Origin of the sequence: Pseudomonas sp. Colony2 (assembly GCF_019382755.1) — a bacterium.
In the GTDB taxonomy this organism is placed as follows: domain Bacteria; phylum Pseudomonadota; class Gammaproteobacteria; order Pseudomonadales; family Pseudomonadaceae; genus Aquipseudomonas.
Window position 1 is genome coordinate 4,883,106 of sequence record NZ_CP080030.1, and the last position, 12,921, is coordinate 4,896,026.

The 12,921-nt window shown below is 62.2% G+C and carries 11 protein-coding genes; 5 read left to right on the forward strand and 6 right to left on the reverse strand.

What is annotated here, in order from left to right; genetic code table 11:
* Nucleotides 1–413: 413 nt before the first annotated feature.
* From JV201_RS19475 to ercA, 3 genes are all read right to left on the reverse strand, one after another.
* The gene (locus JV201_RS19475; RefSeq protein ID WP_219405936.1) at nucleotides 414–1,892 is read right to left on the reverse strand and encodes a DASS family sodium-coupled anion symporter; all 1,479 of its coding nucleotides are present in this window, start codon (nucleotides 1,890–1,892) and stop codon (nucleotides 414–416) included.
* Nucleotides 1,893–1,971: 79 nt separating this feature from the next.
* Complete coding sequence (locus JV201_RS19480; RefSeq protein ID WP_003207799.1) at nucleotides 1,972–3,342, reverse strand: hybrid sensor histidine kinase/response regulator; 1,371 nt, start codon at nucleotides 3,340–3,342, stop codon at nucleotides 1,972–1,974.
* Nucleotides 3,326–4,489: an alcohol dehydrogenase-like regulatory protein ErcA gene (gene ercA, locus JV201_RS19485; protein ID WP_003207798.1), complete on the reverse strand. Its 1,164-nt coding sequence runs from the start codon at nucleotides 4,487–4,489 to the stop codon at nucleotides 3,326–3,328. The genes JV201_RS19480 and ercA overlap by 17 nt, the downstream gene beginning before the upstream one ends.
* A 237-nt stretch (nucleotides 4,490–4,726) precedes the next feature.
* Between ercA and JV201_RS19490 the strand changes: the two genes are divergently transcribed.
* Nucleotides 4,727–5,392: a response regulator transcription factor gene (locus JV201_RS19490; RefSeq protein ID WP_219405937.1), complete on the forward strand. Its 666-nt coding sequence runs from the start codon at nucleotides 4,727–4,729 to the stop codon at nucleotides 5,390–5,392.
* 30 nt (nucleotides 5,393–5,422) lie between these two features.
* Here JV201_RS19490 and JV201_RS19495 read toward each other — a convergent pair whose 3' ends face one another.
* On the reverse strand, nucleotides 5,423–6,238 hold the full coding sequence (locus JV201_RS19495; RefSeq protein ID WP_003207794.1) for a sulfite exporter TauE/SafE family protein: 816 nt from the start codon (nucleotides 6,236–6,238) through the stop codon (nucleotides 5,423–5,425).
* Nucleotides 6,239–6,247: 9 nt separating this feature from the next.
* Nucleotides 6,248–7,492 (reverse strand): FAD/NAD(P)-binding oxidoreductase, encoded by a 1,245-nt coding sequence (locus tag JV201_RS19500; RefSeq protein ID WP_102606166.1) that lies wholly within the window; start codon nucleotides 7,490–7,492, stop codon nucleotides 6,248–6,250.
* Between the two features lie 179 nt (nucleotides 7,493–7,671).
* Here JV201_RS19500 and JV201_RS19505 point away from each other — a divergent pair, with 179 nt between their 5' ends.
* The gene (locus JV201_RS19505; RefSeq protein WP_003207791.1) at nucleotides 7,672–8,535 is read left to right on the forward strand and encodes an MBL fold metallo-hydrolase; all 864 of its coding nucleotides are present in this window, start codon (nucleotides 7,672–7,674) and stop codon (nucleotides 8,533–8,535) included.
* A gap of 122 nt (nucleotides 8,536–8,657) precedes the next feature.
* Here the strand turns inward: JV201_RS19505 and bkdR are convergent, their stop codons facing one another.
* A complete protein-coding gene (bkdR, locus tag JV201_RS19510) occupies nucleotides 8,658–9,143 on the reverse strand; it encodes a Bkd operon transcriptional regulator BkdR (protein WP_003212855.1) in 486 nt (161 codons plus the stop codon).
* Between the two features lie 195 nt (nucleotides 9,144–9,338).
* Between bkdR and JV201_RS19515 the strand changes: the two genes are divergently transcribed.
* The 3 genes from JV201_RS19515 to JV201_RS19525 are packed head-to-tail and all read left to right on the forward strand — an operon-like array spanning nucleotide 9,339 to nucleotide 12,918.
* Nucleotides 9,339–10,574: a 3-methyl-2-oxobutanoate dehydrogenase (2-methylpropanoyl-transferring) subunit alpha gene (locus JV201_RS19515; protein WP_003212857.1), complete on the forward strand. Its 1,236-nt coding sequence runs from the start codon at nucleotides 9,339–9,341 to the stop codon at nucleotides 10,572–10,574.
* 1 nt (nucleotide 10,575) lies between these two features.
* Nucleotides 10,576–11,634 carry an alpha-ketoacid dehydrogenase subunit beta gene (locus tag JV201_RS19520; protein ID WP_003212859.1) on the forward strand — a complete coding sequence of 353 codons (1,059 nt, stop codon included), beginning with the start codon at nucleotides 10,576–10,578 and terminating at the stop codon, nucleotides 11,632–11,634.
* Nucleotides 11,635–12,918 (forward strand): dihydrolipoamide acetyltransferase family protein, encoded by a 1,284-nt coding sequence (locus JV201_RS19525; protein ID WP_102369558.1) that lies wholly within the window; start codon nucleotides 11,635–11,637, stop codon nucleotides 12,916–12,918. It abuts the gene before it with no gap.
* The last annotated feature ends 3 nt before the right edge of the window (nucleotides 12,919–12,921 follow it).

Below are 12,921 nucleotides of genomic sequence, written 5' to 3' on the forward strand. Positions count from 1 at the left end.
GCGTGGTTTAACGGGGCGCCTAAGATCAAGATCAARAKCAARAGCAAGAGCACAGCGGCCTCCCGGCCGGCTTGAGTGTTGTAAATCAACAGCTAAAGCGGGCACGGTCAAATGTGGGAGCGGGCTTGCTCGCGAAGGTCGTTAACGATGACGCGGGCATCCTGAATGAACGCGGCGCTCTCAGGTTCTTCGCGAGCAAGCCCGCTCCCACAGAAAAGCAGCTCTGCTTTCGCCCTGGATCTTGCCTCTGTTTTTAACACTCAAGCCGGCCGGTAGGCCGCTGTGCTTTTGCTTTTGACCTTGATCTGACTGCCCCAATGAGCCCGAGGCCGAACGCAGGCAGTGCGAAGCGGGCCGCTGTAAGAGCGGAACCATAAGCGGCCGTTACCGAAATAACGGATATGCCCCCCACCTCAAATCCACCCCAACCAACTCCAATACGTAGCCGCAAACACCAACATCAACCCATACCCAATCAACGTCACCAAAATCCCGACCTTGGCAAACTGCCGCGCGGTAAACGTGCCGGTCCCCAAACACACCATATTCTGCGGCGCATTGATGGGCAGGATAAACCCGTAGCTCATTACAAACCCCAGGAGCATCGTCATCCCCAGCCGACTGAACTCCCCGGGCAACGTCTGCAACACCGCAATCAAAATCGGCAACAACGCCGAGGTCAACGCCGTGGCACTGGCAAACCCCAAATGAATCACGATCAAAAACGCCCCCAGAATCGCAAACACCCCCAGCGTCCCCACCTGGTCCAACCCGGTATGCGCCACCACCTGCGATCCCAGCCACTGCCCCGCCTGGGTCGTCAGCAACGCCGTACCCAGGCTGATGCCAACCCCAAACACAATCACCGTGCCCCACGGAATCCGCGACTGCACATCCTTCCAGGTCATCACCCCGATCCCCGGCATCCGCAAGAACACCAGCCCGGCATACGTCGTCGAGGTCGTATCAAAGCTGTGCAACCGCCCCTCAGTCGCCCACGCCAGCAACAGCAGCACCGACACCGTCAGCAAGCGCTTCTGCGGCCCCGTCATCGGCCCGATGTCCACCAGCGATTGCGCCACCGCCTCCTTGCCTCCGGGAATGCTGTCACTCTCCGGCGGCAGCAGCTTCAACACCAAAAACAACAACACCGCCGACATGATCAGCGCCCACGGCGCCCCGGCGATCAACCAGTCGATCCACGACACCCGCTGCCCCAGCATCTTGTCCATGAAGCCAACCGTCAGCAGGTTCTGCGCCGCCGCCGTCTGGATACCGACGTTCCAGATGCTCGTACCCTGGGCCACGACGATCATGATCCCGGCCGCAATATTCGAACGCTTGTCCACGCCAAACGCGGCAATCACCCCCATCATGATCGGCACCACACACGCACTGCGGGCCGTGGCGCTGGGCACCACCAGGCTCAAGAGGATGGTCACGGCAACTGCTCCGACGAGAATGCCCCGGGTGCTGGTACCCACGCGGGTCAGGGTGACCAACGCGATGCGCCGGTCCAGCCCGGTATGGGTCATGGCTGCGGCGATAAACAGCGCGCCGGCCACCAGCGCCAGCGCCGGGTTGGAAAAACCCGTCAACGCCATGCTGATCGCCGGGCTGGAACCGATCAGGTGCGTCGGGTCTTGCAGCGACGGCGCAGTGCCGAGCAAAAACGCCATCAACGAGGTGATCATGATCGCGCTGGCCTCGTAGGAGACCGCTTCGGTGATCCATACCACCACAGCAAACGCGAGGATCGCCAGCATCCGGTGCCCGGCCACCGGCAAGTCGGCCGGCAGCGGCAACAGCAGCACGCCGACCATCACCAGTACGCCGACCACCAGGCCCAGGGGCAACTTGAATGAAGCAGCTGTTGTTGCGGGGGCACTCATGGGGTTCTCCGTCGGCCGTGAAATCTGGCCCACAGCATGAGGCAAAGCGTCACGCCCGGTGTTGACAAGTATCAAGTGGCTAGGCCAATAACTGGGTCAACACCGCTCGCAACTTGCCGGGCTTGACCGGCTTGTTCAGCAATGGCACGTCCAGGCGCTGCAATGCACGGCGGCATTGGTCGGTGCGGTCGGCGGTGATAATCACTGCCGGAATCCTGCAGCCAAAATGCTCGCGCAACTGGTGCACGACCTCACAGCCCACCACGCCATGGTCCAGGTGATAGTCCGCGAGAATCAGCTCCGGTGCCCTGCCCTGCAACGCAACCAGTGCGCCGGCCTGGTCGGTCGCAGTGACCACCTCGCAGCCCCACTGCCCAAGCAGCGCGCTCATGCTGTCGAGGATGCCGACTTCGTTATCCAGCACCAGCAGCCGCCTCCCCGGCAGCGGGTTGCCGGTGCTCGGTTGCGCGGCCACCACACTGATGGGCAGCGGCATGTCCTCGCTGATGGGGACTTCGATGCTGAACATCGAACCGCGCCCCGGCCACGAACGCACCGCCACCGGATAACCGAGGACCTCGGCGATACGCTCGACAATCGCCAACCCCAGTCCCACGCCCTTGCGGTCGGCGGCGCGGCCCACGTCCAGTTGATTGAACTCCAGGAAGATGGCGTCCAGGCGGTCCGCCGCAATTCCGCGCCCGGTGTCCCACACCTCCAGGCGCAACCGCTCACCCCGGCGGCGGGCGCCCAGCAGGATGGAGCCCGCGCTCGTGTAGCGGCAGGCGTTGCTGAGGAAATTGCGCAGGATCCGCGTCACCAGCCGCAGGTCGGTGTTGATTGCGTAATGGCCTGTACGCGCCCGCAGGTTCAGCCCGGACGCCGCGGCCACCGACTGGAATTCCGAGACCAGCGGTGCGAACAGTTCGTCGAGACGGTACAGGGCGATGTCCGGCTTCACCGCCGCTTGATCGAGTCGGGAAATGTCCAGCAAGTCGGTGAGCAAATCCTCGGCGCCTTCCAGGGCCTGATGGGTGCGCTCCACCAACACGTGTTCGACGCTGGGCAAGTTGCGCTCGCGCAGGGTGGAAATCAGCAAGCGTGCGGCGTTGAGGGGTTGCAGCAGGTCATGACTGGCGGCGGCAAGGTATTTGTCCTTGCTGCGGTTGGCGGCCTGGGCGGCATCCCGAGCATCGCGCAAGTCCTGCTCGATCTTCTCGCGCTGGGCGATTTGCTGTTGCAGGTTGCGGTTGGCTTCCAGCAACTCGTCGGTACGCGCCGCGACCCGCTGTTCCAATTCGTCGTTGAGGCGGATGTAGCGATTGCGCTCGGCTTCCAGCTCGTCGAGGCGCGCGGTCAGTTCGGGGTAATGACTCTTGCGCGCCGAGTGGTTGCCCAGCCCCAGGAGCCCCGCGAGTGCCCGTTGCTGATCGTCAGAGAGCTTCGCCATAGACGACCTCGACGTCACGCTGGCTGGACTCACGCGGGTTGGTAAGGATGCACGGGTCGTGCATGGCGTGCTGCGACAGAAAGGGAATGTCCGCCACTCGAATCCCATGCAGGCCGAGGGTTTCATGGAAGCCGATCGCATGCTTCAACGCGATCAAATGGTCCACCAGCCGGCCGCAGATTTGCCGGTGGTTGAGGCCCCGGCAATCAATGCCGAAGGTCTCGGCAATCACCTTGAAACGCTCCGGTGCCGCGCTGTAGTTGAACGCCACCACATGTTCCACCAGCACCGCGTTGCACAGGCCATGGGGCAGGTCGAGAAAGCCGCCAAGGCTGTGGGACATGGCATGCACCGCGCCGAGGATCGCGTTGGAAAACGCCAGCCCGGCCTGCATGCTGCCCAGCATGATTTTCTCCCGCAGGGCGATGTCGCCGGGGTTGGCGATCATCTGCACCAGGTTGCCATTGATCAGGCGCATGGCTTCCAGCGCGTGGGGATCGGTCAGCGGGCCGTGGCCGGTGGACACGAAGGCCTCGATGGCATGCACCAGCGCATCGATGCCGGTACAGGCCGAGAGAAACGGGTCCATGCTCGCCGTGGTTTCCGGGTCGATCAGTGAAACATCGGGCACAACCGCCTTGCTGACGATGGAGAACTTCATGCGCTCTTGCTGGTTGGAAATGATCACGAACTGCGAGACATCCGCCGAGGAGCCCGCGGTAGTCGGGATCAGGATCAGCGGCGGGCTCGGCACGCGGATGGTGTCGACACCTTCGAAGTCGAGGATGCTGCAGCCATGGGCGACCACGATGCCGATGGCCTTGCCGCAGTCCATCGGGCTGCCGCCACCGACGGCGACGATCACGTCGCAATGGTTTTCACGGTAGACCTCGGCGCCGAGCATCACCTCTTCAACCCGGGGGTTGGGCGAAACGGCGGTGTACAGGCAGTAGTCGATGCCGATGGCTTGCAGGCTGGCCTCGACATCGGCCACCCAGCCGACAGCAACCACGCCGGGATCACTCACCACCAACACCTTGCGCGCGCCAAAGGTCTTGGCGTAGTTGCCTACGTTGTGCCGGCAGCCGGCGCCAAAGATGATTTCAGGGGAAACGAATTTACGCAGGAGACTCAGGTTCGGGCTCATTGGTAAGCCTGTTTTTATTATTCTGGAAGATGCGCTCCACACTAACCCATCCGACACTGAATGCAATCAGACCAATGGGTGGCGCTGAAACCGCGACGTACGGCACGATCTACTACTTTGGTACTGATTCCCCTCTCTATCGTCGCATTCCCAAGGCATCGAGACTGGCATGTAATGGGCGCATGACCCTATGGATCGGACCTGCTTGAATAAGCAAAAATAATAAGGCGAACGTCCATGTACAAAATTCTGATAGCCGACGATCACCCACTGTTTCGCGAGGCGATCCACAACGTCATCAGCGACGGGTTCCCGGGCAGCGAAGTGATGGAAACCGGCGACCTGGACAGCGCCCTGACCATGAGCCAGGAGCACGACGATCTGGATCTGATCCTGCTGGACCTGAACATGCCGGGCATGCACGGCCTCAATGGCCTGATCAACCTGCGCAACGGGTCGCCGACGATTCCGGTGGTGATCGTGTCCGCCGAGCAGGACAAGCAGGTCGTGCTGCAAGCCATCACCTATGGCGCGGTGGGGTTTATCACCAAGTCCTCGCCCAGGCTGCAGATGACCGAGGCAATCCAACAGATTCTCAACGGCAATGTGTATTTGCCGCCGGAGATTATTCGCAGCCAGAAAATCGGCGGGCAACGGCGCATGAATGATTGCCTGGGGCTTGCGCCGGAGCTGCTGCAGGCCCTGACCCGCAAGCAATTGCTGGTGCTGGAGCGGATGACCAAGGGTGACTCGAACAAGCAAATCGCCTATAGCCTGGAGATTGCCGAGACCACGGTGAAGGCCCATGTCTCGGCGATCCTGCGCAAGTTGAACGTGCACAATCGGGTGCAGGCGATTCTCAGCGCCGGGGACATCGACTTTGGTGCCTACCTGCGGCGCTGATACCCGTAGGGGCGGGATGCTGACCGCATTTCAAGGCACCTGAATGAGGGCCCGAAACAGCATGCCCGCCGCCACCAGCACACACAGGGTGGCAAAACCCACCTGCAAGGTGCGCGCCTTGATCACCGAGCACAGGCGCCGCCCCGCCAACATGCCGACAATGCTCGAACCGATAAACACCCAGCCCATCGGCTCGATACTGACCCCGGCATGAAACGCGCCGATCACGCCGATCAACGAGATCAGGCTGATCACCATCAGCGAGGTGGCGACGATGCCGCGCATCTGCACATCGGTCAGTTGCTTGAAGGCCGGTACGATCAGGAAGCCGCCGCCCACGCCGAGCAGGCCCGATACCGCACCGGTCACTGCGCCGAGGGCGGCCAGGGTGGCGGTGCATTTGGCGGTCCAGGAAAAGCGCCCGGTCTGCTGGTCGAGCATGCAGTTCTTCTGGCCCCACGACGCGGTGCCGTGGTCGCTCGGCCCGGCCTCAAGCTTCTCCCGTTGCAGCATGCGCCAGGCCACCAGCACCATCAGCGCACTGAACAGGCCCATCAGGACTTTCTCCGACATCTGGTGGGCGAAGAACACTCCCAGCGGCGAAAACAGCGCGCCGAGCAGCGCAATCAGCAGCGCCGCACGGTAGCGCACCAGGCCATGGCGCAAACCGTCGACAGCCCCCACGGCAGCGGCCGCGCCCACCGCGAACAACGACACGGGCGCGGCCTGGGTCATGGTCAACCCCAGCCCCAATACCAGGGCCGGGACACCAAGAATGCCGCCTCCGGCACCGGTCAAGCCCATGACCAACCCCATCAACACGCCCAGAAAACTTGCCAGCAGCATAGGGTTGCCTCAATCCACCTTGGCCAGACGGGTCAGCCACTCGCGGCCCTTGAGCATGCCGTTCCAGTAGAACCACGGCAGGAAACTCGCCTTGAGGAACCACGCCGAACGCCGCGCCACAGTCGGGTCGAGGGGAAAGGTCGGCAGCAACTTGCCGCCATAGCCGAACTCGGCCAGCACCACCTTGCCCTTCTCCACGGTCAGCGGGCAGGAGCCATAGCCGTCGTACTTGAGGGGCAACGGTGCCTGTCTGCGCAGGGCCAGCAGGTTTTCCGCCACCACCACGATTTGCTTGCGCACCGCCGCGGCGGTCTTGGCGTTGGTGGTGGAACACACATCGCCCAGGCCGAAGATGTGCGGGTAGCGCAGGTGTTGCAGGCTCTGGGGATTCACTTCGCACCAGCCGGCGGCATCGGCCAGGGGGCTGTGGCGAATGAAGTCCGGCGAGACCTGTGGCGGGACGACGTGCAGCAGGTCGAAGGTTTTCTCTTCGACGCGCACATTGCCTTCGGCGTCCTTGATTTCGAACCAGGCCTTGCGCGCGGGGCCGTCGACCTTGACCAGGTTGGAGTTGAATGCCAGTTGCGCCGAGTACTTTTCAACGTACTTCATCAGCGGCGGCACGAAGGTCGGCACGCCGAACAAGGCGGCGCCGGCCAGGTTGAATTCGACCTTGATGTTTTTCAGGTCACCCTGGCGGAGCCAGTGATCGCACGACAGGTACATGGCTTTTTGCGGAGCGCCGGCACATTTGATCGGCATGGCCGGCTGGGTGAACAGCGCCTTGCCATTTTTGAGTTGCCGCACCAGCTGCCAGGTGTAGGCGGCGTGTTCATAGCTGTAGTTGGACGTTACGCCATGCCGGCCGAGGGTCTCTTGCAGGCCTTCGATCTTCTCCCAGGCCAGGCGCAGGCCCGGGCACACGATGAGGTTCTTCCAGCTGACGCGCTGGCCGCTGTCGAGCACCAGGGTTTGCTCGTCGGGCAGTAATTCGCTGACCGCGGCCTGGATCCAGGTGACGCCGTTGGGCAGCACGTCGGCCATGGGGCGCACGGTCCTGGTAACGTCATAAGCCCCACCGCCCACCAGGGTCCAGGCCGGCTGGTAGTAGTGGTGGTCGCTGGGCTCGATCAGGATGATGTTCAGGTGCGGGTCGCGCTTGAGCAGGCTGGCCAGCAGGCCGATGCCTGCCGAGCCGCCACCGATGACAACGATATCGCCACTGATGGTAGGTCCCCAGTGTTGGTCGTTCATGGTCTATGGCCTTTTTCAGTTAATGCACGCAAGGGTCGTTGCCGTATGGCACCACGCCCTAGCTGTTTGCCACCACGATGCCATCCTTTGCCTCGGGTCCTTTAATTCACTTAAGCTCACAAGGTTATGTGGAAACCTAACTGAATGTAAGTCGCCATTAGCTATCTGGGAAACCCGTCATGTCAGCGTTGATTCAATCCTTTCTGGACGAGGCGTCGTCGACCTACACCTACGTCGTCTATGAAACGGACGGTGGCCCATGCGCCATCGTTGATTCGGTGCTCAACTACGACCCGGCCTCCGGACGCACCGGCACCGGCCAGGCGGACAAGGTGATCGCGTTTGTGCGCGAGCATGGCTTGCAGGTGCAGTGGTTGCTGGAAACCCACGCCCATGCGGATCATCTGTCGGCTGCGCCTTATTTGCGTCGCCAGTTGGGGGGCAAGATCGCGATTGGCCAGTCCATCAGCAAGGTGCAGGGAGTGTTCAAGAACCTGTTCAACCTGGAGCCGGAGTTTCGGGTGGATGGGTCGCAGTTCGACCATCTGTTTGCGCCGGATGAGGTGTTTCACATCGGCAACCTGAAGGCCCAGGCGCTGCATGTGCCGGGGCATACGCCGGCGGATATGGCTTACCTGATTGATGACCAGTTGATTCTGGTGGGCGACACGCTGTTCATGCCGGACGTGGGCACGGCGCGCTGCGATTTCCCTGGTGGGGATGCGCGCCAGCTGTATGGGTCGATGCGCAAGTTGTTGGCCTTCGCGCCTGAAACCCGCCTTTATGTGTGCCATGACTATCCGCCCGAAGGACGCGCAGCCAAGTGCCTGACCACGGTGGCTGAACAGCGGGCGGGGAATATTCATGTGCATGACGGGGTGGATGAGGCGGCGTTTGTCGAGATGCGCACCACGCGGGATGCCGGGTTGGGCATGCCCACGCTGTTGTTGCCGGCGATTCAGGTGAATGTGCGGGCCGGGGTGATGCCGCCGGCGGAAGGAAATGGGGTGGTTTATTTGAAGATTCCCCTCAACCAGCTTTGAAATGCACTGCCAATTGTGGGAGCTGGCTTGCTCGCGAATGCGGTGTATCAGTCTATATTTTCGGTGACTGACACTCCCCATTCGCGAGCAAGCCCGCTCCCACATTTGTTTTGTGTCGTTCATTAGCCGAGGTTGATGCCGTTGGCCGGTAGCGGCAGCGCGGTCTTGTAGCGCACTTGCTTGAGGGCAAAGCTGGAGCGGATGTTGGCGACACCCGGGACTTTGGTCAGGAAGTCCATCATGAAACGCTCCAGGGACTGGATGGTCGGCACCAGCACCCGAATCAGATAATCGGGGTCGCCGGCCATCAGGTAGCACTCCATCACTTCGGGGCGATCCGAAATCGCCCCTTCGAATTGCTGCAATGCCAATTCGTTCTGCTTTTCCAGGCTGACGTGGATGAACACATTGACGTGCAGCCCCAGCAGGTCGGCGTCCAGCAGCGTCACCTGGTCGCGAATCAGCCCCAGTTCTTCCATGGCCTTGACTCGGTTGAAACACGGCGTGGGCGACAGGTTGACCGAGCGGGCCAGGTCGGCGTTGGTGATGCGGGCGTTCTCCTGAAGGGCGTTCAGAATGCCGATATCGATACGGTCCAGTTTGCGCATGAGACAAAACCACCTGTTTATTATGTTTATGCAGTTTTTTTATCCCCAAATGATCTCCAACGCAACGAAACAGAGATAAATATTCTTCTGAGCCGAGCCTATGATTGTTGTAGGACAAGATTTCTTCTACCCGAAGAAGGACTGTCAGCTACCGCGCCCACTACAAGAAATTCACAAGATAGAGCGTAGAAAGCCATGACTCAGCAGTACGAACCACTGCGCCTGCACGTTCCCGAACCCTCGGGCCGCCCAGGCTGCAAGACCGACTTTACCTACCTGCGCCTGACTGACGCTGGCCTGGTGCGCAAACCCCCAATCGACGTAGAACCCGCCGACACCGCCGACCTGGCCAAGGGCCTGATTCGCGTGCTCGACGATCAGGGCCAGGCCCTCGGCCCATGGGCTGAAGGCGTGCCAGTCGAGATTCTGCGCAAGGGCATGCGCGCCATGCTCAAGACGCGGATCTTCGACAACCGCATGGTGGTCGCCCAGCGTCAGAAGAAGATGTCGTTCTACATGCAAAGCCTCGGCGAAGAAGCCATCGGCAGCGCCCAGGCCCTGGCCTTGAACATCGACGACATGTGCTTCCCCACCTACCGCCAGCAAAGCATCCTGATGGCCCGGGAAGTGCCGCTGGTAGACCTGATCTGCCAACTGCTGTCCAACGAGCGCGACCCGCTCAAGGGCCGCCAGTTGCCGATCATGTACTCGGTAAAAGATGCCGGCTTTTTCACGATTTCCGGCAACCTCGCCACCCAATTCGTACAAGGCGTGGGCTGGGGCATGGCCTCGGCCATCAAGGGGGATACCAAGATTGCCTCGGCCTGGATCGGCGACGGCGCCACCGCTGAGTCCGACTTCCACACCGCCCTCACCTTCGCCCACGTGTACCGGGCACCCGTGATTCTTAACGTAGTGAACAACCAGTGGGCGATCTCCACCTTCCAGGCCATTGCCGGCGGTGAAGCCACGACCTTTGCCGGACGCGGCGTGGGTTGCGGCATCGCCTCCCTGCGGGTGGACGGCAACGACTTTGTCGCGGTGTACGCCGCCTCCGCCTGGGCCGCCGAACGTGCCCGCCGCAACCTGGGCCCGACCCTGATCGAATGGGTGACCTACCGTGCCGGCCCGCACTCCACCTCCGATGACCCGTCCAAATACCGTCCCGCCGACGACTGGAGCCACTTCCCGCTGGGCGACCCGATCGCCCGCCTCAAGCAGCACCTGATCAAGATTGGTCAGTGGTCCGAAGAGGAACACGCGGCGGTCAGTGCCGAACTTGAAGCCGAAGTGCTCAAGGCCCAGAAAGAAGCCGAACAGTACGGCACCCTGGCCGGTGGCCAGATTCCAAGCGCCGCGACCATGTTCGAAGACGTTTATAAAGAGATGCCGGAGCACTTGAAGCGCCAGCGTCAAGAGTTGGGGATCTGACATGAACGATCACAACAACAATATCGAGCTGGAAACCGCCATGACCACCACGACCATGACCATGATCCAGGCCTTGCGCTCGGCCATGGATGTGATGCTTGAGCGAGACGACAATGTGGTGGTGTTCGGCCAGGACGTCGGTTACTTCGGCGGCGTGTTCCGCTGCACCGAAGGCCTGCAGAACAAGTACGGCACCTCGCGGGTGTTCGACGCACCGATCTCCGAAAGCGGGATCGTCGGCGTGGCGGTCGGCATGGGCGCCTATGGCCTGCGGCCGGTGGCCGAGATTCAGTTCGCCGACTACGTGTACCCTGCCACCGACCAGATCATTTCCGAAGCCGCCCGCCTGCGTTATCGCTCGGCCGGCCAGTTCACTGCACCGCTGACCATGCGCATGCCCTGCGGCGGCGGCATCTACGGCGGCCAGACCCACAGCCAGAGTATTGAAGCGGTGTTCACCCAGGTCTGCGGCCTGCGCACGGTGATGCCGTCCAATCCGTACGACGCCAAGGGCCTGCTGATCGCCTCCATCGAAAACGATGACCCGGTGATCTTCCTCGAACCCAAGCGCCTGTATAACGGCCCGTTCGACGGCCACCACGACCGCCCGGTAACCCCGTGGTCGAAACACCCGCAAGCGCAGGTGCCGGACGGTTACTACACCGTGCCGCTGGATGTGGCCGCCATCGCCCGCCCGGGCAAGGACGTGACGATCCTCACCTACGGCACCACGGTGTATGTGTCGCAAGTCGCCGCCGAAGAAACCGGCATCGACGCCGAAGTCATCGACCTGCGCAGCCTGTGGCCGCTGGACCTGGAAACCATCGTCAATTCCGTGAAGAAAACCCGTCGCTGCGTGATCGTTCACGAAGCCACCCGTACCTGCGGGTTCGGCGCCGAGCTGGTGGCGCTGGTGCAGGAGCATTGCTTCCACTACCTGGAAGCGCCGATCGAGCGCGTCACCGGTTGGGATACCCCGTATCCCCACGCGCAAGAGTGGGCGTATTTCCCTGGCCCGACCCGAGTGGGCGCGGCTTTGCATCGGGTTATGGAGGTCTGAATGGGCACGCACGTTATCAAGATGCCGGACATTGGCGAAGGCATCGCAGAAGTTGAATTGTCGGTATGGCACGTCAAGGTCGGCGACCTGGTGGTAGAAGACCAGGTGCTGGCGGACGTGATGACCGACAAGGCCATGGTGGACATTCCGTCGCCGGTGCACGGCAAGGTGATTTCCCTCGGCGGCGAGCCGGGGGAAGTCATGGCGGTGGGCAGTGTTTTGATCAGTATCGAAGTGGAAGGCGCGGGCAATACCAGGGAGTCGGCGTTGTCGGCGGTGGTTGAAGAGGTCGCGCCGGCACCGGCTCCTGCACCGAAAGTCGAAGCCAGGGCCGCGCCGGTGGTTGAACCCAAGCCGGCAGCCAAACCTGCGGTGGCGGCTGCGCAAGCGCCCGTGGCCCGCGAGGCCGATGACCGCCCGCTGGCCTCCCCGGCCGTGCGCAAACATGCGCTGGATGCTGGCATCCAGCTACGACTGGTCCAGGGCTCCGGCCCGGCCGGCCGGATTCTGCATGAAGATCTGGACGCTTACTTGCTCCAGGGTCCGGCGAAAAATTCCGGGGCCTCCAACCCGTACGCCGAACGCAACGACGAGCAGCAAATCCCGGTGATCGGCATGCGCCGCAAGATCGCCCAGCGCATGCAGGACGCCACCCGGCGCGCCGCGCATTTCAGCTATGTGGAAGAGATCGACGTCACGGCCCTCGATGAGTTGCGCGTGCACCTCAACGAGAAACACGGCGCTACCCGCGGCAAGCTGACCCTGCTGCCGTTCCTGGTGCGGGCCATGGTCGTCGCATTGCGCGACTATCCGCAGATCAACGCGCGTTATGACGACGAAGCCCAGGTCATCACCCGCCTCGGCGCGGTGCATGTGGGTGTCGCCACCCAGAGCGATGTCGGCCTGATGGTGCCGGTGGTGCGTCACGCCGAAGCCCGCGACCTGTGGGGCACGGCGCAAGAAATCAATCGCTTGGCGAATGCGGCGCGCAATGGCAAGGCCAGTCGCGATGAGCTGTCGGGCTCGAGCATCACCCTGACCAGCCTCGGTGCGTTGGGCGGGATTGTCAGCACCCCGGTGCTGAACCTGCCGGAAGTGGCCATCGTCGGGGTCAACCGCATTGTCGAGCGGCCGATGGTGATCAAGGGCCAGATTGTGATCCGCAAGATGATGAACCTCTCCAGCTCCTTCGATCACCGGGTGGTCGATGGCATGGACGCGGCGCAATTCATCCAGGCCATCCGTGGCCTGCTCGAACAACCCGCCAGCCTGTTCCTGGAGTAACCC